We start from the raw sequence: 20,823 nt of genomic DNA, 5'->3' as shown, positions 1-20,823 counted from the left end.
CATGGCCGGTTGCGAGCGAATGTCTCGCACGGTTGCTCATGGGTGGAACGTTGACTATTCGGCACACACGGTGATGACCGTCAGTACTGCTCTTCGGGGCGTGGAACGCGGATCGGGGTCGGGTGTGTCGGGCACGTTGTTGGGTCCTGAGGGAACGGCCGTCATGGTCGTTGCTTCAGTGCTGCCGGTCCCATGCTTGGTGAGGTGGGTGTCTGGTCGTTGTTTGAGAACTGCACAGTGGACGCGAGCATCTGTGGCCAAGTTTTTAAGGGCGCACGGTGGATGCCTTGGCACCAGGAACCGATGAAGGACGTGGGAGGCCGCGATAGGCCCCGGGGAGCTGTCAACCGAGCTTTGATCCGGGGGTGTCCGAATGGGGAAACCCGGCAGTCGTCATGGGCTGTCACCCATACCTGAACACATAGGGTATGTGGAGGGAACGCGGGGAAGTGAAACATCTCAGTACCCGCAGGAAGAGAAAACAACCGTGATTCCGGGAGTAGTGGCGAGCGAAACCGGATGAGGCTAAACCGTCATGGTGTGAGACCCGGCAGGGGTTGCCGTGACGGGGTCGTGGGTTTTTTCTTGATCGGTCTGCCGGCCGGTCGGCGAGTCAGAAACCGTATGGATAGTCGAAGGACATGCGAAAGGTCCGGCGTAGAGGGTAAGACCCCCGTAGGCGAAATCTGTACGGCTCGCTTGAAGAACACCCAAGTAGCACGGGGCCCGAGAAATCCCGTGTGAATCTGGCGGGACCACCCGCTAAGCCTAAATATTCCCTGGTGACCGATAGCGGATAGTACCGTGAGGGAATGGTGAAAAGTACCGCGGGAGCGGAGTGAAATAGTACCTGAAACCGTGTGCCTACAAGCCGTGGGGGCAGCCTTCGGGCTGTGACTGCGTGCCTTTTGAAGAATGAGCCTGCGAGTTTGCGGTGTGTAGCGAGGTTAACCCGTGTGGGGTAGCCGTAGCGAAAGCGAGTCCGAACAGGGCGATACAGTTGCATGCCCAAGACCCGAAGCGGAGTGATCTAGCCATGGGCAGGTTGAAGCGCGGGTAAGACCGCGTGGAGGACCGAACCCACCAGGGTTGAAAACCTGGGGGATGACCTGTGGTTAGGGGTGAAAGGCCAATCAAACTCCGTGATAGCTGGTTCTCCCCGAAATGCATTTAGGTGCAGCGTCGCGTGTTTCTTGCCGGAGGTAGAGCACTGGATAGGCGATGGGCCTCACCGGGTTACTGACCTTAGCCAAACTCCGAATGCCGGTAAGTGAGAGCGCGGCAGTGAGACTGTGGGGGATAAGCTCCATGGTCGAGAGGGAAACAGCCCAGAACACCGACTAAGGTCCCTAAGCGTGTGCTAAGTGGGAAAGGATGTGGAGTCGCAGAGACAACCAGGAGGTTGGCTTAGAAGCAGCCACCCTTGAAAGAGTGCGTAATAGCTCACTGGTCAAGTGATTCCGCGCCGACAATGTAGCGGGGCTCAAGTACACCACCGAAGTCGTGTCATTGCAGCAAGAGGGCCAACGCCTGCTGTGATGGGTAGGGGAGCGTCGTGTGCCGGGTGAAGCAGCGGAGGAATCCAGTTGTGGACGGTTCACGAGTGAGAATGCAGGCATGAGTAGCGATACAAGAGTGGGAAACTCTTGCGCCGATTGACCAAGGGTTCCTGGGTCAAGCTGATCTGCCCAGGGTAAGTCGGGACCTAAGGCGAGGCCGACAGGCGTAGTCGATGGACAACGGGTTGATATTCCCGTACCCGCTTTGAAGCGCCAACGTCGAACCAGGTGATGCTAAGGCCGTGAAGCCGGCCCGGAGTCTTCGGACGATGGGACGTGGTGGAGCCGCCGGTCCAAGTCTGTAGTAGGTGAGCGATGGGGTGACGCAGGAAGGTAGTCCAGCCCGGGCGGTGGTAGTCCCGGGGTAAGGGTGTAGGGCGTTGTGTAGGCAAATCCGCACAACACGTAGCCTGAGACCTGATGCCGAGCCGATTGTGGTGAAGTGGATGATCCTATGCTGTCGAGAAAAGCCTCTAGCGAGTTTCATGGCGGCCCGTACCCCAAACCGACTCAGGTGGTCAGGTAGAGAATACCGAGGCGTTCGGGTGAACTGTGGTTAAGGAACTCGGCAAAATGCCCCCGTAACTTCGGGAGAAGGGGGGCCACGGCTGGTGAGGGGACGTGCTCCCTGAGCTGGTGGTGGCCGCAGAGACCAGCGAGAAGCGACTGTTTACTAAAAACACAGGTCCGTGCGAAGCCGTAAGGCGATGTATACGGACTGACGCCTGCCCGGTGCTGGAACGTTAAGGGGACCGGTTAGTCCGATTTCGGTCGGGCGAAGCTGAGAACTTAAGCGCCAGTAAACGGCGGTGGTAACTATAACCATCCTAAGGTAGCGAAATTCCTTGTCGGGTAAGTTCCGACCTGCACGAATGGCGTAACGACTTCTCGACTGTCTCAACCACAGGCCCGGTGAAATTGCATTACGAGTAAAGATGCTCGTTTCGCGCAGCAGGACGGAAAGACCCCGGGACCTTTACTATAGCTTGATATTGGTGTTCGGTTCGGCTTGTGTAGGATAGGTGGGAGACTGTGAATCCGTGACGCCAGTCATGGTGGAGTCGTCGTTGAAATACCACTCTGGTCGTGCTGGATGTCTAACCTGGGTCCGTGATCCGGATCAGGGACAGTGTCTGGTGGGTAGTTTAACTGGGGCGGTTGCCTCCTAAAGGGTAACGGAGGCGCCCAAAGGTTCCCTCAGCCTGGTTGGCAATCAGGTGTTGAGTGTAAGTGCACAAGGGAGCTTGACTGTGAGACCGACGGGTCGAGCAGGTACGAAAGTAGGGACTAGTGATCCGGCGGTGGCTTGTGGAAGCGCCGTCGCTCAACGGATAAAAGGTACCCCGGGGATAACAGGCTGATCTTCCCCAAGAGTCCATATCGACGGGATGGTTTGGCACCTCGATGTCGGCTCGTCGCATCCTGGGGCTGGAGTAGGTCCCAAGGGTTGGGCTGTTCGCCCATTAAAGCGGTACGCGAGCTGGGTTTAGAACGTCGTGAGACAGTTCGGTCCCTATCCGCTGTGCGCGTAGGAGTGTTGAGAAGGGCTGTCCCTAGTACGAGAGGACCGGGACGGACGAACCTCTGGTGTGCCAGTTGTCCTGCCAAGGGCATGGCTGGTTGGCTACGTTCGGGAGGGATAACCGCTGAAAGCATCTAAGCGGGAAGCCTGCTTCGAGATGAGCACTCCCACCTCCTCGAGAGGGTAAGGCTCCCAGTAGACGACTGGGTTGATAGGCCGGATATGGAAGCCCTGCAAGGGGTGGAGTTGACCGGTACTAATAGGCCGAGGGCTTGTCCTCAGTTGCTCGCGTCCACTGTGTTGGTTCTGAAACCACGACCCGCTCCGGCGGATCAGTTTCACCGTGTTTCGGTGGTCATAGCGTGAGGGAAACGCCCGGTTACATTCCGAACCCGGAAGCTAAGCCTCACAGCGCCGATGGTACTGCAGGGGGGACCCTGTGGGAGAGTAGGACGCCGCCGAACAATCTTTCAGAGAAAGCCCCTCCCGGGTCCCGGGAGGGGCTTTCTCGCGTTTACGGGGCGAATGGTCCGCCGTATCGTCGATGGCATGAGCCGTGGACTGCATCTGGACACGTACTTGCTGGCCTTCGACACCCGGGCCCAGTCGTTGGAGGACCGCACCCGGGCCGGCTTCCTGGTGCGGGCTGCCGCGTTGGCGGAGCTTGCGGAGCGGGGTGCGGTGGTCGAGGGCGGGGCGGGACGCGTGGAGGTGGTGTCCGCCGAGGCGACCGATGACCGGGTGTTGGACGGGGTACTGGCGGAGTTGGCCGGTCGGCCGCGGCGGTGGAAGTCGTGGATCCGGCGCGGGCGGGACGAGACGCTGGAGGCGGTCGAGCAACGGTTGGCGATGCTCGGCGTGGTGACCATGGCGGACCGTGATCCGTACGGGCCGGTGGTGGCGCAGCGGGCGGTGGCGATGGTGGACCCACGGGAGGCGCTGGATCTCCAGGTACGGGTGGCCGAGGTGGCGCGTGGGGGGTCACCGGTCGACGGGGTGGGGTTCGGGGATGCGGTGCTGGTGGCGCTGGCTGCGCACGGCCGGGTGCGGTTGGTGCTGTCCGGGAAGGAGCGGAAGGCCAACGCCGAGCGGATCGCGGCGTTCACGGAGCGGGTCGGCGAGCGGGCGCCGGGCCTGGCGAAGGCGGTCGGTGGGCTCGGCCTGACGATGGTGGCCGCCCAGGGCGGGATGGGCGGAAGCTGATCCGCACTGGCACATCTACGGCGTGCTCAAGTCCACCCCGCACGCCAGTGGATGGCGACCCGGCGAAGGGGTGGCGGTTGTCGGTGCTGGACCTGGCGTCGATGCGGGTGACGAACTCGGCCGAGCGGCGCAGTGTGGACGACCAGACGGCGTGGCTGGACGGCGGCACGCTGGGGTGCGCGCTGCAGCGCAGTGACGGGGTGAACGACATCTGGGCGGTGCCGGCGGACGGTGGCGGTGAGCCGAGGCTGCTGGTGCCGGGGGCGAACTCGCCGGCCGCGGTGCACTGGCGCGTCCGGCCCGTCGGACGTCAAGAAGGCGCTAAAAACCCGGGCTGACCGGTCTGATCAGCAGATATGAGGACAACTGCCCGTAGTCTCGGAGGCATGGCGGACACGGCGCGCGGCAGGCTGCGCATCTTCCTCGGGGCGGCTCCCGGCGTCGGCAAGACGTACGCGATGCTCTCCGAGGCGCACCGCCGCCGCTCGCGCGGCGCCGACGTGGTGGTCGGCTTCGTGGAGCACCACGACCGGGCGCTGACCGCCGGGCTGCTGGACGGGCTGGAGGCCGTGCCGCGCAAGGCGATGCGGCACCGCGGTGCCGAGTTCACCGAGATGGACCTGGACGCGGTGCTGGCTCGCCGGCCCGCGGTGGCGCTGGTCGACGAGCTGGCGCACACCAACGTGCCGGGCAGCCGGAACGCCAAGCGCTGGCAGGACGTCGAGGAGCTGCTGGCGGCCGGGATCGACGTGGTCTCCACGGTGAACATCCAGCACCTGGAGTCGCTGGGCGACGTGGTCGAGGGGATCACCGGCATCCGGCAGCGCGAGACGGTGCCGGACGAGGTGGTGCGCCGGGCCGAGCAGGTCGAGCTGGTCGACATGGACCCGCAGGCGCTGCGCCGACGGCTGGCGCACGGCAACGTGTACGCGCCGGACAAGGTCGACGCGGCGCTCGCCCACTACTTCCGGCCGGGGAACCTGACGGCGCTGCGCGAGCTGGCGCTGCTGTGGACGGCGGACCGGGTCGACGAGTACCTGCAGCGCTACCGGGCCGAGCAGGGCATCAAGGGGACCTGGCAGGCGCGGGAGCGGATCGTGGTGGGCCTGACCGGCGGGCCGGAGGGCGCGACGCTGGTCCGCCGCGCCGCGCGGATCGCCGCCCGGGCGTCCGGCGGTGAGCTGCTGGCGGTGCACATCGCGCGGTCGGACGGGCTGGCCGGGTCGTCCTCGCAGGCGCTGATCGAGCAGCGGGTGCTGGTGGAGAGCCTCGGCGGGTCGTTCCACACGGTGCTGGGAGAGGAGCCGGCGGCCGGACTGCTGGACTTCGCGCGGGGCGTGAACGCGACGCAGATCGTGCTGGGCACCAGCCGGCGGAAGGTGCGGCACTACCTGTCCGGCCCGGGGGTCGGGCACACGGTGATCCGGGACTGCGGGGACATCGACGTCCACATGGTCACCCACGAGCAGGCGGCCCGCGGCCTGGGCCGGATCCCGATCCGGAAGGTCACCGACCTGGGCCGGACCCGGACGGTGGCGGGCTGGCTGATCGGGGTGGCCGGGCCGGTGCTGCTGGCGCTGCTGCTCACCCACTACCGCGGGGTGGGGCTGCCCACCGACATGCTGCTCTTCCTGTCGCTGACGGTGTGCGCGGCGCTGGTCGGCGGGCTGTTCCCGGCGATCGGGTCGGCGCTGGCCGGGTCGGCGACCCTCAACTACTTCTTCGCGCCGCCGCTGCACACCTTCACCATCGCCGAGCCGGAGAACATCGCCGCGGTGGCGATCTTCTGCGCGGTCGGCATCGCCGTCGCCACGGTGGTCGACACGGCCGCCCGGCGCAGCCAGCAGGCGGCCCGCAGCCAGGCCGAGGCGCAGACCCTGAGCGTGCTGGCCGGCACGGTGCTGCGCGGCGCCCCGGACGGGGAGGGGATGCTGGCCGCGCTGCTGGACCAGGTCCGGGAGACCTTCCAGGAGGAGTCGGTGGCGCTGCTGGAGCGGCGGCACGAGTTCGACCCGTGGCACCCGCTCGCGGTGAGCGGCCCGCACCCGCCGGAGCACCCGGACGACGGGCAGGCGGCGGTCCCGGCCGGGTCGACGCTGGCCCTGGTGCTGACCGGGCGGGTGCTGCCGGCCGCGGACCGGCGGCTGCTCGGGGCGTTCGCCGCGCAGGCCGCAGTGCTGGTCGAGCACCGGCGGCTCGCCGACGAGGCGGCCGCGGCCCGGCGCGAGGCCGAGGGCAACCGGATCCGCACCGCGCTGCTGGCCGCCGTCTCGCACGACCTGCGGACCCCGCTCGCGGGCATCAAGGCCGCCGTCACCTCGCTGCGCGCGGTGGACGTGGAGTGGGACGAGGAGGACGAGGCGGAGCTGCTGGCCGGGATCGAGTCCGGCGCCGACCGCCTCGACCACCTGATCAACAACCTGCTGGACATGAGCCGGCTGCAGACCGGCACGGTCACCCCGCTGATCCGGCCCACCGACCTGGACGAGGTGGTGCCGTACGCGCTCGGCGGGGTGGCCGCCGGGGCGGTCACGGTCGACGTGCCGGAGAGCCTGCCGATGGTGCTGGCCGACGCCGGGCTGCTGGAGCGCTCGCTCGGCAACCTGGTGGAGAACGCGGTGAAGTACAGCCCGCCCGGCTCGCCGGTGCTGGTCAAGGCCGACCTGCTGCGCACGCCGGGCGGCGGCGCCCGGGTGGAGCTGCGGATCGTGGACCGCGGCCCCGGTGTTCCGGAGGACGCCCGGGAGCGGATCTTCGCGCCGTTCCAGCGGTACGGCGACGCGCCGCGCGGTGCCGGGGTGGGACTGGGCCTGGCGGTGGCGCGTGGTTTCGCCGAGGCGATGGACGGCACCGTGACCGCCGAGGACACCCCGGGCGGCGGCCTGACCATGGTGGTCTCGCTGCCGGTCGACGGCCTTTCCGACTCGCCCGGTCTCCCCGACTCGCCCGGCCTCCCCGACTCGCCCGGCCTCCCCGACCGGGCCGGCCCCGCCGGTCTTCCCGACCCCGTCGGCCCTTCCGACCGCCCGTCCGACATCGACCGAGAGCGAAAGGCGGATCCCGTATGACCCGGGTCCTCGTCGTGGACGACGAACCGCAGATCGTCCGCGCCCTGGTGATCAACCTCAAGGCCCGCAAGTACGAGGTCGACTCCGCCCACGACGGTGCGGGCGCGCTGGAGCTGGCGGCCGCCCGCCACCCCGACGTGGTGGTGCTCGACCTGGGCCTGCCCGACATGGACGGCGTGGACGTGATCCGCGGCCTGCGCGGCTGGACCCGGGTGCCGATCATCGTGCTGTCGGCCCGGCACGCCTCCGACGAGAAGGTCGAGGCGCTGGACGCGGGCGCCGACGACTACGTCACCAAGCCGTTCGGGATGGACGAGCTGCTCGCCCGGATGCGGGCGGCGGTCCGTCGGGCGGAGCCGGTGGCCGGCGAGGACGGCTCGGTGGTGGCCACCGAGACCTTCACCGTCGACCTGGCGGCGAAGAAGGTCAACCGGGACGGCGCGGACATCCGCCTCACTCCGACCGAGTGGCACCTGCTGGAGGTCCTGGTCCGCAACGCCGGCCGGCTGGTCGGCCAGACCCAGCTGCTCCAGGAGGTCTGGGGGCCCGCGTACCGCAAGGAGACCAACTACCTGCGGGTCTACCTCGCGCAGCTGCGCCGCAAGCTGGAGGCGGACCCCTCGCACCCGCGGCACTTCATCACCGAGCCGGGCATGGGCTACCGCTTCGAGCCGTGAGAGCACCGCCGCCGGGACCAGCTGCTCTGCCGTCGGCGGCGCGGAAACCGGTACCCTTCCGGCATGAGTGGTGACAACAGCAGCGAGCAGCCGAAGGGCCGTTTCCGCCGCATGCTCGACCGGCTGACGACCTCGTCGGAGGAGCTGGAGGCGGAGGAGCTGCGGCAGGACACGGCGGAGTCGGGCTGCACCCCGATCGCCCGCTGCGGCGACCGCGAGGTGGTCACCGTGGCCGGCACCCTGCGTGCCGTCACGCTGCGCCCGCGGGCCGGCGTTCCCGCCCTGGAGGCGGAGCTGTTCGACGGGTCGGACGCGCTGGACGTGGTCTGGCTGGGCCGGCGCGAGATCGTCGGGATAGAGCCGGGCCGCCGGCTCATCGCCACCGGCCGGATCAGCCACGCACGCGGGCGCCGCGTGCTGTTCAACCCCCGCTACGAGCTGCGTCCGGTCGGACACGGGAGCGAATCAGCGTGACCCACGAGGCCGAGGCCGCCCACCGGGCCGCCGACCAGTCCAGCACCGACCAGCCCAGCACCGACCAGCCCGGCACCGACCGGTCCGCGATGACCGCCGCCGAGCGGGAGGCCGCCGACAAGGCCGCCTCGCACGAGGCCGCGCAGAGCATCCTGCAGGCCTTCGGCGGTGTCCGCGGCATGATCGACATGACCCTGCCGGGTCTGGTCTTCATCGTCGCGTTCAACATCACCCACAAGGTGTCCGTCGCCGCCTGGTCGGCGCTGGCGCTGTGCGGCGTGTTCGTCGTGGTGCGCCTGCTGCGGCGGGAGACCATCCAGCACGCCTTCAGCGGCGTGTTCGGCGTCGCGCTGGGTGCCTGGATCTCCATGAAGACCGGCAAGGCGGAGAACTTCTACCTGCCCGGCCTGCTGTGGAACGTCGTCTACTGCGTGGCGCTGGCCGTCTCCGCGCTGGTCCGCTGGCCGATGATCGGGGTGATGCTCGGCCCGGTCACCGGCGAGATGTTCACCTGGCGCAAGCAGAACCCGGGCCGGCTGGCCGCCTACACCAAGGCGACCTGGGCCTGGGTGGTGATCATGGGCCTCAAGCCCCTGATCCTCTTCCCGCTGTACTTCACCCACAACGTCAACCTGCTGGGCTGGCTGAAGGTCGCGCTGGGCATCCCGCCGATGCTGCTGGCGATGTACGTGACCTGGCAGATCCTGCTGAAGGCGCCGCCGCCGATCAAGGCGCAGCTGGACGACGAGGACGAATGACGGAGAGGGCCGCACCCGACGGGTGCGGCCCTCTTCCGTGGTTCCCCGCCGGGGTCAGCCGGCCGAGCCCGCCGAGCCCGCGGAGCCCGCCGAGAGCAGGGTCTCCAGCTCCTCCTCGCGCTCCTGGGCGGCGACGAACAGCAGCTCGTCGCCGCCTTCCAGGGTGTCGTCCTTGCGCGGGACCAGGACGCGGCCCTCGCGGATGATGGTGACCAGCGCGGTGTCCACCGGCCAGGCGACGTCGCCGACCCGGGTGCCGACCAGCTCGGTGTCGGAGGCCAGGGTCAGCTCGACCAGGTTGGCGTTGCCCTGGCTGAAGCGCATCAGGCGGACCAGGTCGCCGACGCTCACGGCCTCCTCGACCAGCGCCGACATCAGGCGCGGGGTGGAGACGGCGACGTCCACGCCCCAGGACTCGTTGAACAGCCACTCGTTCTTCGGGTTGTTCACCCGGGCGACGACCCGGGGCACCCCGTACTCCGTCTTGGCGAGCAGCGAGACCACCAGGTTGACCTTGTCGTCACCGGTCGCCGCGATCACCACGTGGCAGCGCTGCAGGGCGGCCTCGTCCAGCGAGGTGATCTCGCAGGCGTCGGCCAGCAGCCACTCGGCGAGCGGGACCCGCTCCACCGAGATGGAGTTCGGGTTCTTGTCGATCAGGAGGACCTCGTGGCCGTTCTCCAGCAGCTCACCCGCGATCGAACGGCCGACCGCACCGGCTCCGGCGATTGCTACGCGCATCAGTGACCATCCTCCTCGGGGCCCTTGGCGAAGGCGGCCTCGACCGAGGTCAGCTCCGAACGGCGCAGCATCACGTGGATCAGGTCACCCTCCTGCACCACCATCTGGGGGCTGGGCAGGACGCCCTCGCCCAGGCGGGTGACGAACGCCACCCGGACGCCGGCGGCCTCCTCCAGGGCGGCCGTCTTGTGCCCGACCCACGCGGGCGAGAAGGCGACCTCGGCGAGCTGCACGGAGCCGGACGGGTCCTGCCACAGCGGCTCGGCGCCGCTCGGCAGCAGCCGGCGCAGCATCTGGTCGGCGGTCCAGCGGACGGTGGCCACGGTCGGGATGCCCAGGCGCTGGTAGACCTCGGCGCGGCGGGGGTCGTAGATGCGGGCCGCGACGTGCTCGACGCCGAAGGTCTCGCGGGCCACCCGGGCGGCGATGATGTTGGAGTTGTCACCGCTGGAGACGGCGGCGAAGGCGCCCGCCTCCTCGATGCCGGCTTCCTTCAGGGTGTCCTGGTCGAAGCCGACGCCGGTGACCCGGACACCGTTGAAGCCGGAACCCAGACGGCGGAACGCGGTCGGGTCCTGGTCGACCACGGCCACCGAGTGGCCTTGTTTCTCGAGCGCTCTCGCGAGGGCGGAGCCCACGCGCCCGCAACCCATGATGACGATGTGCACGCGACTACCTCACCCGATCCGTTGGGGACATGACCTGCGCAAACACCGCTCATCATCCTTCCGTGCCCCTGTTTTCGGGGGCGAGTCGTGGCCCGCGCCTGCGATCCGACGCGAGGGGCAACTCAGGTGGTGCCCACTTGCCTTACACCCGACACGCTAGCCGGTCCACCGAACACAGTCGCGACGGAGGGGGCACCGGAGGGGTGGGTGCGGGGTGGCAGCCCCTACGATTCCTCTGTGCCTATGCCTGCCGACCTTCCGAAACGGATCCTGATCGGGCGCGCGCTGCGCAGCGACAAGCTGGGGGAGACCCTGCTGTCCAAGCGCATCGCGCTGCCCGTCTTCGCGTCCGACGCGCTCTCCTCCGTGGCGTACGCCCCTGAGGAGATCCTGCTCACCCTGTCCATCGCCGGCGCCTCGGCGATCCACTTCTCGTGGCAGATCGGCGTCGTGGTCGCCATCGTGATGCTCGCGGTGGTCGCCTCGTACCGGCAGAACGTGCACGCCTACCCCAGCGGCGGTGGTGACTACGAGGTCGCCACCGTCAACCACGGCCCGAACTCGGGCCTGGTGGTGGCGAGCGCCCTGATGGTCGACTACGTGCTCACCGTGGCGGTGTCCACCACCTCGGGCGTGGCCAACGTCGTGTCCGCGGTACCGGCGCTGCGCGGGCACGAGATGCTGCTGTCGGTGGTCCTCGTCGTGGTGCTGATGGGGATGAACCTGCGCGGCGTCCGGGAGTCCGGCAGTGCGTTCGCGGTGCCGACGTACGCCTTCATGGTCGGCGTGATCGGCATGGTCGGGTACGGCGTGATCCGGCACTACGGCTTCGGGCAGGACATGCCCGCCGAGTCCTCCGCCTTCCACCTGGAGGCGACCCCGGGCAACGACTCGCTGGCCGGGTTCGCGATGGTCTTCCTGCTGCTGAAGGCCTTCTCGTCGGGCTGTGCGGCGCTCACCGGTGTCGAGGCGATCTCCAACGGCGTGCCGGCCTTCCGCAAGCCGAAGTCGAAGAACGCCGCCACCACGCTGCTGCTGATGGCCACGATCGCCGTGGTGATGTTCATGGGCATCATCTGGCTGGCCCGCCTGACCGGCGTCCAGATGGCCGAGGAGCCCGCCGAGCAGCTGGTCGGCGCCGGCGCCGGCTACCACCAGAAGACCGCGCTGGCGCAGATCAGCGAGGCCGTGTTCTCGAACTTCACGCCCGGCTTCTACTTCATCGCCGCGGTGACCGGCCTGATCCTGGTGCTCGCCGCCAACACCGCCTTCAACGGCTTCCCGGTGCTCGGCTCGATCCTCGCGCAGGACCGCTACCTGCCCCGGCAGCTGCACACCCGCGGCGACCGGCTGGCCTTCTCCAACGGCATCATCGTGCTGGCCGGCGTGGCGATCCTGTTCATCGTCGCCTTCAACGCCGACCCGACCCGCCTGATCCAGCTGTACATCGTCGGCGTCTTCGTCTCCTTCAACATGAGCCAGTCCGGCATGATCCGGCACTGGACCCGGCACCTGAAGACCGAGACCGACCCGAAGCAGCGCGCCCACATGCAGCGCAGCCGGGCGATCAACGCCTTCGGCCTGGTGATGACCATGGCCGTGCTGATCGTCGTCCTGGTCACCAAGATCACCCACGCCTGGGTCGCCATCGCCCTGATGGTCGTGCTGTTCGTGATGATGAAGGCGATCCGCCGCCACTACGACCGGGTATCCGCCGAGCTGGTCGCCGCCGAGGAGCCCGACGACGTGGTGCTGCCCACGCGGGTGCACGCCGTCGTCCTGGTCTCCAAGCTGCACAAGCCCGCGCTGCGCGCCCTCGCGTACGCCAGGCTGGCCCGCGCCCACACGCTGGAAGCCGTCACCGTCAACGTCGACCCCGCCGACACCGCCGCGCTGCGCGCCGAGTGGGACGAGCGCGGGATCGAGGTGCCGCTCAAGGTGCTCGACTCGCCGTACCGCGAGATCACCGGCCCGGTCCTCGACTACGTGAAGAACCTGCGCCGCTCCAGCCCGCGCGACGTCGTCTCGGTGTACATCCCCGAGTACGTCGTCGGCCACTGGTACGAGCACCTGCTGCACAACCAGAGCGCGCTGCGGCTCAAGGGACGCCTGCTGTTCAAGCCCGGGGTGATGGTGACTTCCGTACCCTGGCAGCTGGAGTCCTCGGAGCGGCGCAAGTCGCAGAAGGAATGGTCCGCGCCGGGCGCCGTGCGCCGCGGCGAGCCGAGGCACCGGCCCACGGCCGGCGCGTCCGCCGCACCCGGCACCCCGGGCGCCGACGGCTCCAACGGCAACGACACCACCGCACCGCACGCGTAAGGAACCCGCCCCGTGACCCGCAACAACCCGCCCCGCTCCTCCGGTGGCCGGTCCGGCCGCTCCGGCCGCACCTCCGGCGCCAAGCCGGGGCAGGTGGCGCACCCGCGCTGGAGCAACCGGCCCAGCCGCCCCGCGGCCACCGACCGTGAGGGGCTGACGGCCCAGACCGCGCCGCTGGCTCCGGCCGAGGACCGCCCCGCCGCCCGGCCGGAGCGTGAGCGGCCCTCGCGCGACGGGGGGCAGGGCAAGGCCGCCGGCGGCGGCGCTCCGGGCGGCAAGGGTGCCGCTTCCGGCAAGGGCGCGGCCCCCGGCAAGGGCGGGGCTCCTGGCAAGGGCGGCTCTGCCGGAGGCTCCGGCAAGAAGGGAGCGGGTGCGGGTTCCGGCGCGGGCGCGGCCGGGCGCAAGCCGGCGCGCAAGCAGGCCGTGCGCCCGCCGAAGGCGCTGCGCACCGCCCAGCCTGCCATGCGCACCCCCAGCGGCGAGCCGCTGGTCGGCGAGCGGTACGAGGTAGAGGTCGGCCCGGTCGCGCACGGTGGCGGCCACTGCGTGGCCCGGCACGAGGGCCGGGTGCTGTTCGTCCGGCACGCGCTGCCGGGCGAGCGGGTGATCGCCGAGGTCACCGAGGGCACCACCACCTCGCGCTTCCTGCGCGCCGACGCGGTGGAGGTCCTGGAGGCCGCCAAGGACCGCATCCCGGCGCCGTGCCCGTTCGCCGGGCCCGGCAAGTGCGGCGGCTGCGACTGGCAGCACGTCACCCCCGGCGGGCAGCGCAAGCTCAAGGCGCAGGTGCTCACCGAGCAGCTCGCCAAGCTCGCCGGACTCACCCCCGCCGAGGCCGGCTGGGACGGCTCGGTCGAGCCGGTCGGCGGCAAGCTCCAGGCCGGCGAGGTGCCCGCCTGGCGCACCCGGGTGCAGTACGCGGTCGACGAGGAGGGCTCGGTCGGCCTGCGCAAGCACCGCTCGCACGACATCCAGCCGATCGACCGCTGCCTGATCGCCTCCGAGGGCGTCACCGAGCTCGGCATCGAGTCGCGGGACTGGACCGGCGTCGCCACCATCGAGGCGATCGCCTCCTCCGGCTCCTCCGACCGGCAGATCGTGCTGCGGCCGGCGCCCGGCGAGCAGCTGCCGCTGGTCGAGCTCGACCAGCCGGTCTCCATCTCCCGTGTCGACGAGCAGGACCTCTTCCACCGCGTCCACGGCCGGACCTTCGTCCGCGAGCGGGCCGCCGGCCGCACCTGGCGGATCTCCAACGGCGGCTTCTGGCAGATCCACCCCGAGGCGCCCGACACCCTGGTGGCCGCCGTCCTCGACGGCCTGGACCCGCAGTGGGGCGAGAACGCGCTCGACCTGTACTGCGGCGTCGGCCTGTTCGCGGGCGCGCTCGCCGAGCGGGTCGGCGACGACGGCGCGGTGCTCGGCATCGAGTCGGCCAAGCAGGCCGTCGTCGACGCCCGGCACAACCTGGCCACCCTGGACAACGTCCGGATCGAGTGCGACCGGGTGGAGACCCTGCTGCCGCGCACCGGCATCACCTCCACCGACCTGATCGTCCTCGACCCGCCGCGGGCCGGCGCCGGCCGCGAGACCGTCGCCCACCTCGCCGGCCTGGAGGCGCGCCGGATCGCCTACGTCGCCTGCGACCCGGCCGCGCTCGCCCGTGACCTCGCCTTCTTCCGCGAGGGCGGCTATCGCCCCGTCTCGCTGCGCGCCTTCGACCTGTTCCCGATGACCCACCACTTCGAGTGCGTCGCCATCCTGGAGCCGGTCGCCTCCTGACACCGCACCGCCCGAACGGGCCCGGGGCACCACGCCCCGGGCCCGTTCTTTCTGTCGCGAAGGTGCTGCGGCCGCGGCCGGTGGGTGGCTGGTTTCCGACGGGGCGTGAGCGGACATCTGTGGGGAGCGGGGGGCGACCTGAATGCGCCCTTGTTGTGCTAGCGCTTCGGCGCTAGCTTGAATTCATGGCCAAGAAGCAGCTCAACGTCCGGGTGGATGCGACCACCGCCGAGATGGCCCGTGAGCGGGCCGAGCAGCAGGGGATCAGCATGAACCAGTACATCGAACGACTCGTGCAGCACGACATGGGCGAGGCGGGGCGGAACTTCGTCGACACCGCCGCCCAGTTCATGAAGGAGCACGAGCTCGCCTTCCTCGCCGAATTCGGCGACGGACCGACCGGCGACCGCCAGGACGTGCGCCGTTGAACCTTGAGGTTGACCTCTCGTGGCTGCTGATGACCGCAGAGCAGTACACGCCGGGTGATCCGCAGGTCATCGACTACGGATCGCTCCTCGCCGCGGTCACCCGCCACCAGGCGGCCATCTTCGACATCGCCGTCTACCCCGAACCGCAGGACCGCGCCGCCGCCCTGATGCACCAGCTCATCCGGGTGCCCGCCCTGGAGCGCAGCAACGAGCTGTTCGCCACCGCCGTCGCGTACGCGTACCTGGTGGCCAGCGGGTGCAACGTCGCCACCACCGCGCGCGAGGTGCGCAGCCTCGCCCGGGCGATCCGGGAGGGCAAGATCGGCGTCAGCGGGGTCGCCGACCGGCTCGCCATGTGGGTCGTCCAGGAGCCCGAGGAGGAGGAGGTCGGCGAGGACGACGACGGCAACGAGGCGGACTGAGCACGGTCACGTCAGGGGCTCCCCTTGTGGTTAGGGTGTGGGTGCCCCTGACCGTGGATTGTGCGAGGACGACCGTTGCTGCAGGACATCGAGCGCTACCTGGCGTGCCCGCACTGCGCGGAGCCGCTCGCACTCGCCGGACGGACGCTGCGCTGCCCCCGCGGCCACAGCTTCGACCAGGCCAAGCAGGGGTACGTCAGCCTGCTGGCGGGCGACGCGCACACCGGCACCGGTGACACCGCCGACATGGTCTCCGCCCGGGCCGACTTCCTGGCGGCCGGGCACTACCGGCCGATCGCCGAGGCGCTGGCGGCCGCGGCGGCCGGCGCGGACGGCCTGGTGGCGGACCTCGGCGCGGGCACCGGGCACTACCTGGCACACGTGCTGGGCGCGCTCGGCGGCGACCTGCCCGGCGCCGCCCTGGACATCTCCAAGTACGCGCTGCGCCGCGCCGCCAAGGCGCACCCGCGGATCGGCGCCGTGGTCTGCGACGCCTGGCGCCCGCTGCCGCTGCTCGACGACAGCGCCGACGTGCTGCTCAACGTCTTCGCCCCGCGCAACGGCCCGGAGATCCGCCGGGTGCTGCGCCCGGGCGGACGGCTGCTGCTGGTCGCCCCGACCTCCCGCCACCTGCGCGAACTGGTCGCGGGCCTCGGCCTGCTCTCGGTCGACGAGGACAAGGAGCGCCGGATCGACGAGAAGCTCAGCCCCTGGCTGACCCGGACCGGGCAGGTGGAGGTGGAGTTCACCCTGCGGCTGTCCAGGGCGGACGCGGCGGCGGTGGTCGCGATGGGCCCGAACGCCTGGCACACCGATCCGCAGCGCCTCGCGGACGCCCTCGACGCCCTGCCGGAACCGGTCGAGGTGACCGGCTCGGTGCGGTTGTCGACGTACCGGTGAGCGCGCCGGTCGGGCCGGCCACACGTTGGGGTGAATAGCCCCGGCTGGCACGTTTCTGCAGCTCAGGGCGTGGCTAGGGTCCTCTGGTGACCAGCGAAGCAGCGCCTGCGGCGCCCGAGCGTACCCACCCCGACCGCACCCGTCACGACCGTCCTGACCTCGGCGGTCCTGACCTGGGCGGTGTCGGCCCGGGTGGTGTCGGCCCGGGTGGTGTCGGCCTGGGTGGTGTCGGCACGTACGCCGCCGGTCGGGAGGGCGGCGGGACGGACCGCGCGGTGCCGGAACGCCCCATCCAGCGGCCGACCGTGGAGGAGCTCCGGCTCACCTCGTTCAAGTCGTACCGCCGCACCACGCTGCCGCTGTCACCGCTCACCGTGCTCCACGGCCCCTCGGGCGCCGGCAAGTCCAACGCGCTGGACGCGCTGAGCGTCCTCTCCCGGCTCGCCATCGGCGAGGAGATCCAGCCATCGCTGGACGGCGTCGGCGGACTGTCCGGGCCCCTCGCCGCGCCGGTCCGGGGCGGACTGGCGGGCTGCGTGCCGCACGGCCGCAACGCGATCATCCTGGGCTGCACGGTGCGCTCCGCGGCCGGGCCGATCCGGCTGGAGGTGGTGGTCCGCACCGACGGGCGGGTCCGGATCGCCCGCGAGTGGCTGGCCCTCGACGGCGAGACCCTGATGGAGACCGGCGAACAGGACGTCACCCGCGGCCGGGTCAACGTCACCTGGCGCAACGACAGCCGGCAGGGTGACATCCGCGCCCCGCTGCCCAGCGCCACCCTGATCACCGCTCAGCTGCCGCTTCGGGTGGCCGGCTCCTCGCCCGGTGAGCGCCGGGTGCTGGCCGCCGCCGAGCAGCTGCTCACCGCGCTGCGCGAGGTCTTCCCGCTGCACCCCGTCCCGGCGGCGATGCGCGGCTGGGCGCGCCCCGACCCGCAGGCACGGCTGCTGGGCACCGCCGCCAACATCTCGGCCGTGCTCGCCAGGCTCAAGTCGGAGTGCAACCGCCGCTACGCCCGGCTGCTGCGCGCCGTCCAGGCGGCGGCGCCGCACCCGCTGCTCGGCCTGGACGTGGCCCGGCGCGGCACCGGCGGCCAGGAACGGCTGCTGGCCGTCTTCGACGAGGGCGTGCTCGGCCGCACCGGAGCCGACCAGGCGTCCGACGGGATGCTGCGGCTGCTCGCGTTCGCCGCGGTGCTGCTCACCGGCGCCGGGGTGCTGGACGTCGACCCGGCGGCCGAGGTGCCGAGCGCCCACCGGCAGCTGACCGTACTGGCCGAGGACCTCGGTGCCGGGCTGTCGCTGGAGCAGACCGCCTCGCTGCTGAGGGTGGCCCGGGAGGTGTGCGCCAAGGAGGACGTCCGGCTGCTCGGGGCGCTCCAGGACCCCGCGGCCGCGCTCGACCTGCCCGAGGTGCGGCTGATCGAGTGCCGGCGCGACCCGGCCAGCGGACACAGCGTGCTGCTCCGGCCCGAGGAGAACCGGGTTCCGGTGCAGGCCGGGGCGCACGGATGCGGTAGACCAGGGGAATGACCGAGGATCACTCTTCCGCCGGAGCGGCCGGACCGACGCTGGAGGGGCTGCGGCTGCGGCTCGGCGAGTTCGCGGCGGCCCGGAACTGGCAGCCCTTCCACACCCCGAAGAACCTGGCGGCGGCGCTCAGCGTGGAGGCCGGCGAACTGCTGGAGATCTTCCAGTGGCTGACGCCCGAGCAGGCCACCGCGGTGATGGACGACCCCGACCGGGCGCACCGGGTCCGGGACGAGGTGGCGGACGTCCTGGCGTACCTGCTGCAGTTCTGCTCGGTGCTGGACGTGGACCCGCTGGCGGCGCTGGCGGCCAAGATCGAACGCAACGAGGTGCGGTTCCCGGTGGAGTGAGGGATCCACCGGAATTCCCTCCGGCGAGGGACACCGGTTTTCCACAGGCGAGGTTTGTCCACAGCTTTCCGGCGGGTGCTGGGCGTGCGTCCGGCGGGTCGGCACGCTGTGCGTCCAGACCCGCCGCCGGCGACGGCGGCCCTGTGGACGAGGGGAGCGGCGGACATGGACGCGCTGCGACTGATCAAGACCGCCCGGCACGCGCTGGCCGAGGCCCGGTCGGTGCCGGACACGCTGCACGAGGCGTGGCAGACCGGCCTGCTGACCGAGGCGCTCGGCGCCCGGATCGCCGAACGGGAGGGCGACGGCGAGGAGTACGGCACGCTCGGGCAACTGCTGTGCGACGCCGGCGGGCACGCGGCGAGCTGCCTGGACCAGCCGCCGGAGGCCGACCCGGACGGGCTCGGCGGCGACTGGTCCGGGGGCGGGCGGGTCGAACGGCTCGGTGAACTGGGCGAGCTGGAGCCCGTCCTGGCCGAGCTGGCGGTGCTGCTGAACGAGGCGTCCGAGACGCTGGTGGTGCTCGCCTGCGGGGCCGATACGGAGAGCCTGTACTGGTGCTGCATTGACGGGGTGGACGCCACGGCGGAGTGCAAGGACCTGGTCGCCGAGTTGCTGCGGGCGGTGCGCCGGGAGGCGGGCGTCGAACCGCCGGACGAGGACGCAGGGGCGGACGGTCGCGCCGCCGGTCAGTCCGGGGAGCCATCGGCCGACGCAGAGGGCCGCGGCGGCGCAGGGTGCTGCGGTGGCGGTGGCGGTGGCGGTGGCGGTGGCGGGGACGGCGACGCCGGCTGCGGAGGGTGCTGCGGCGCCGGTGGCGCCGGTAGCGCCGGTGGGGGTGGCGCGGCCCGGCGGGCGGAGCGGGCGACGCTGGTCGTCCCGCTGGGCCCGCCGGTCGGTGGCGCCGGTGATCGGGCCCCGGATCGGGTTCCGGCTCAGGCCCGGGAGGAGTGCTCGCCGGATCCGTTGCGGTCGCCGGTGCGCGCCGCGGAGGAGCGCAGGTCGGAGTCGAGCCCCGCCAGGTCGGTGTTGATCGAGGCGAGCAGCTCCTGCATCTGCTCCAGCAGGCTGGTCGGCGGGGTCGGCGCCCCGGCGGGGGTGCCCGCGGGGGTGCCCGCGGTGGTGGGCGGCTCGGTCCAGGGCTCGGACATCAGGGGCCCCTTCAGCTCGGTGGTGCGACGTGAGGCGACGGGTGTCGGCGCCGCCGGTCCAACGAGGTCCCGGGCCGACCGGTCACCGGGGACCACCCGTTGAGGGCCAACCCCCGTGTTCCGTCAGCCGCACGAGTGAGGGCGGTTTGCCGGAGTCGGCCGGGCTCGGCTAGGGCCGCCGTCCGGAACAGCACAGGGCCCCGGCGCCGTCGGAGGACGGCGCCGGGGCCCGGGGACCAGATGACCGGAGGTCAGTTGTGCGCGTGCAGATCCGCGTTCAGACCGCCCCAAGAGCCGGAGCGGGCGATCACCTCGACCGCGCCGCTCTGCGAGTTGCGGCGGAACAGCAGGTTGTCCTGGCCGGACAGCTCGACGGCCTTGGCGACCTTGCCGTCCGGGGTGGTGACCCGGGTGCCGGCGGTGACGTACAGGCCGGCCTCCACCACGCAGTCGCTGCCGAGCGAGATGCCGATGCCCGCGTTGGCACCGAGCAGGCAGCGCTCGCCGACGGAGACGACCTGCTTGCCGCCGCCCGACAGGGTGCCCATGATCGAGGCGCCGCCGCCGATGTCGCTGTGGTCGCCGACCACGACGCCCGCGCTGATCCGGCCCTCGACCATCGAGGTGCCCAGGGTGCCGGCGTTGAAGTTGACGAAGCCCTCGTGCATCACGGTGGTGCCCTCGGCCAGGTGCGCACCCAGGCGCACCCGGTCCGCGTGGGCGATCCGCACGCCGGTCGGGGCGACGTAGTCGGTCATCCGCGGGAACTTGTCGATGCCGTACACGGCGAGCTGGCCGCCCTGCGCGCGCACCGCGAGCCGGGCCTGCTCGACGCCCGCCACCGGCACCGGGCCGATGGAGGTCCAGGCGACGTTGGCGAGCAGGCCGAAGATGCCGTCCAGGTTCTGGCCGTGCGGCTTCACCAGGCGGTGCGAGAGCAGGTGCAGGCGCAGGTAGGCGTCGTGCGCGTCCAGCGGCTTCTCGTCCAGCGAGGAGATCACGGTGCGCACGGCGACCACCTCGACGCCGCGGCGGGCGTCGGGGCGCAGCGCCTCGGCGGCGCCGGCGCCGAGGGCCTGCTCGGCCTCCTCGGCGCTCAGCCGGACGGTGCCGGCCGGGCCGGGGGCCGCGGCGAGCTCGGGGGCGGGGAACCAGGTGTCGAGGACGGTGCCGTCGGCGGCGATGGTCGCCAGACCGGCGGCGACAGCGCCGCTCGCGAGGGTGGAGGAGGATTCAGCAGTCACATCCTGCACGTTAACCAATCGCGGCAGTGGG

The 20,823-nt window shown here is 70.7% G+C and carries 17 protein-coding genes and 2 rRNA genes; 16 read left to right on the top strand and 3 right to left on the bottom strand.

Features of this window, described 5'->3' with window-relative positions:
* Positions 1–255 precede the first annotated feature (255 nt).
* From ABEB06_RS13470 to ABEB06_RS13435, 8 genes are all read left to right on the top strand, one after another.
* Positions 256–3,361, top strand: a 23S ribosomal RNA gene (locus ABEB06_RS13470).
* A 67-nt stretch (positions 3,362–3,428) separates the two neighbouring features.
* Positions 3,429–3,545, top strand: a 5S ribosomal RNA gene (gene rrf / locus ABEB06_RS13465).
* An 85-nt stretch (positions 3,546–3,630) separates the two neighbouring features.
* Complete coding sequence (locus ABEB06_RS13460) at positions 3,631–4,284, top strand: GOLPH3/VPS74 family protein (protein WP_345697095.1); 654 nt, start codon at positions 3,631–3,633, stop codon at positions 4,282–4,284.
* A 77-nt stretch (positions 4,285–4,361) separates the two neighbouring features.
* Positions 4,362–4,622, top strand: a complete 261-nt coding sequence (locus ABEB06_RS13455) for a hypothetical protein (RefSeq protein ID WP_345697094.1) — start codon at positions 4,362–4,364, stop codon at positions 4,620–4,622.
* Between the two features lie 48 nt (positions 4,623–4,670).
* Entirely contained in the window at positions 4,671–7,352 is a 2,682-nt protein-coding gene (locus tag ABEB06_RS13450; RefSeq protein WP_345697093.1) for a DUF4118 domain-containing protein, read from the top strand.
* Complete coding sequence (locus tag ABEB06_RS13445) at positions 7,349–8,029, top strand: response regulator (RefSeq protein WP_345697092.1); 681 nt, start codon at positions 7,349–7,351, stop codon at positions 8,027–8,029. Before ABEB06_RS13450 ends, ABEB06_RS13445 begins: the two co-directional genes overlap by 4 nt.
* Positions 8,030–8,092: 63 nt before the next feature.
* Entirely contained in the window at positions 8,093–8,503 is a 411-nt protein-coding gene (locus ABEB06_RS13440; RefSeq protein ID WP_345697091.1) for an OB-fold nucleic acid binding domain-containing protein, read from the top strand.
* A complete protein-coding gene (locus tag ABEB06_RS13435; RefSeq protein ID WP_345697090.1) occupies positions 8,500–9,261 on the top strand; it encodes a DUF3159 domain-containing protein in 762 nt (253 codons plus the stop codon). The genes ABEB06_RS13440 and ABEB06_RS13435 overlap by 4 nt, the downstream gene beginning before the upstream one ends.
* Before the next feature lie 54 nt (positions 9,262–9,315).
* Here ABEB06_RS13435 and ABEB06_RS13430 read toward each other — a convergent pair whose 3' ends face one another.
* Together ABEB06_RS13430 and ABEB06_RS13425 are read right to left on the bottom strand one after the other, a co-directional pair.
* A complete protein-coding gene (locus ABEB06_RS13430; RefSeq protein WP_345697089.1) occupies positions 9,316–10,002 on the bottom strand; it encodes a potassium channel family protein in 687 nt (228 codons plus the stop codon).
* A complete protein-coding gene (locus ABEB06_RS13425; RefSeq protein ID WP_345697088.1) occupies positions 10,002–10,670 on the bottom strand; it encodes a potassium channel family protein in 669 nt (222 codons plus the stop codon). Before ABEB06_RS13425 ends, ABEB06_RS13430 begins: the two co-directional genes overlap by 1 nt.
* Positions 10,671–10,913: 243 nt before the next feature.
* Here ABEB06_RS13425 and ABEB06_RS13420 point away from each other — a divergent pair, with 243 nt between their 5' ends.
* The 8 genes from ABEB06_RS13420 (at position 10,914) to ABEB06_RS13385 (ending at position 19,651) form a co-directional block, all read left to right on the top strand.
* A complete protein-coding gene (locus ABEB06_RS13420; protein ID WP_345701834.1) occupies positions 10,914–12,989 on the top strand; it encodes an APC family permease in 2,076 nt (691 codons plus the stop codon).
* 462 nt (positions 12,990–13,451) lie between these two features.
* Entirely contained in the window at positions 13,452–14,768 is a 1,317-nt protein-coding gene (locus ABEB06_RS13415) for a class I SAM-dependent RNA methyltransferase (RefSeq protein WP_345701833.1), read from the top strand.
* 185 nt (positions 14,769–14,953) lie between these two features.
* Positions 14,954–15,196 (top strand): toxin-antitoxin system HicB family antitoxin, encoded by a 243-nt coding sequence (locus tag ABEB06_RS13410; RefSeq protein ID WP_345697087.1) that lies wholly within the window; start codon positions 14,954–14,956, stop codon positions 15,194–15,196.
* A complete protein-coding gene (locus tag ABEB06_RS13405) occupies positions 15,193–15,618 on the top strand; it encodes a fic family toxin-antitoxin system, toxin component (RefSeq protein WP_345697086.1) in 426 nt (141 codons plus the stop codon). The genes ABEB06_RS13410 and ABEB06_RS13405 overlap by 4 nt, the downstream gene beginning before the upstream one ends.
* A 75-nt stretch (positions 15,619–15,693) precedes the next feature.
* Positions 15,694–16,518, top strand: coding sequence for a putative RNA methyltransferase (locus ABEB06_RS13400; RefSeq protein ID WP_345697085.1), 825 nt, complete (start codon positions 15,694–15,696; stop codon positions 16,516–16,518).
* An 86-nt stretch (positions 16,519–16,604) separates the two neighbouring features.
* Positions 16,605–18,050, top strand: a complete 1,446-nt coding sequence (locus tag ABEB06_RS13395) for an AAA family ATPase (RefSeq protein WP_345697084.1) — start codon at positions 16,605–16,607, stop codon at positions 18,048–18,050.
* A complete protein-coding gene (locus ABEB06_RS13390; protein ID WP_345697083.1) occupies positions 18,047–18,397 on the top strand; it encodes a nucleotide pyrophosphohydrolase in 351 nt (116 codons plus the stop codon). Before ABEB06_RS13395 ends, ABEB06_RS13390 begins: the two co-directional genes overlap by 4 nt.
* 165 nt (positions 18,398–18,562) lie before the next feature.
* On the top strand, positions 18,563–19,651 hold the full coding sequence (locus ABEB06_RS13385) for a DUF6099 family protein (RefSeq protein ID WP_345697082.1): 1,089 nt from the start codon (positions 18,563–18,565) through the stop codon (positions 19,649–19,651).
* A 148-nt stretch (positions 19,652–19,799) separates the two neighbouring features.
* On the opposite strand, the gene dapD is transcribed toward ABEB06_RS13385, so the two are convergent.
* On the bottom strand, positions 19,800–20,792 hold the full coding sequence (gene dapD / locus ABEB06_RS13380; RefSeq protein WP_345697081.1) for a 2,3,4,5-tetrahydropyridine-2,6-dicarboxylate N-succinyltransferase: 993 nt from the start codon (positions 20,790–20,792) through the stop codon (positions 19,800–19,802).
* Positions 20,793–20,823: the final 31 nt, after the last annotated feature.

The sequence above is a fragment of the Kitasatospora terrestris genome, assembly GCF_039542905.1.
In the GTDB taxonomy this organism is placed as follows: domain Bacteria; phylum Actinomycetota; class Actinomycetes; order Streptomycetales; family Streptomycetaceae; genus Kitasatospora; species Kitasatospora terrestris.
The sequence above is the reverse complement of the archived record's forward strand: the minus strand, read 5'-3'. Positions and strand labels throughout refer to the sequence as shown.

Coding starts and splice junctions, on each gene's coding strand:
- ABEB06_RS13460 (WP_345697095.1), top strand. CDS start 3,631: ATGAGCCGTGGACTGCATCTGGACACGTACTTGCTGGCCTTCGACACC.
- ABEB06_RS13450 (WP_345697093.1), top strand. CDS start 4,671: ATGGCGGACACGGCGCGCGGCAGGCTGCGCATCTTCCTCGGGGCGGCT.
- ABEB06_RS13445 (WP_345697092.1), top strand. CDS start 7,349: ATGACCCGGGTCCTCGTCGTGGACGACGAACCGCAGATCGTCCGCGCC.
- ABEB06_RS13440 (WP_345697091.1), top strand. CDS start 8,093: ATGAGTGGTGACAACAGCAGCGAGCAGCCGAAGGGCCGTTTCCGCCGC.
- ABEB06_RS13430 (WP_345697089.1), bottom strand. CDS start 10,002: ATGCGCGTAGCAATCGCCGGAGCCGGTGCGGTCGGCCGTTCGATCGCG.
- ABEB06_RS13420 (WP_345701834.1), top strand. CDS start 10,914: ATGCCTGCCGACCTTCCGAAACGGATCCTGATCGGGCGCGCGCTGCGC.
- ABEB06_RS13415 (WP_345701833.1), top strand. CDS start 13,452: ATGCGCACCCCCAGCGGCGAGCCGCTGGTCGGCGAGCGGTACGAGGTA.
- ABEB06_RS13410 (WP_345697087.1), top strand. CDS start 14,954: ATGGCCAAGAAGCAGCTCAACGTCCGGGTGGATGCGACCACCGCCGAG.
- ABEB06_RS13390 (WP_345697083.1), top strand. CDS start 18,047: ATGACCGAGGATCACTCTTCCGCCGGAGCGGCCGGACCGACGCTGGAG.
- ABEB06_RS13385 (WP_345697082.1), top strand. CDS start 18,563: ATGGACGCGCTGCGACTGATCAAGACCGCCCGGCACGCGCTGGCCGAG.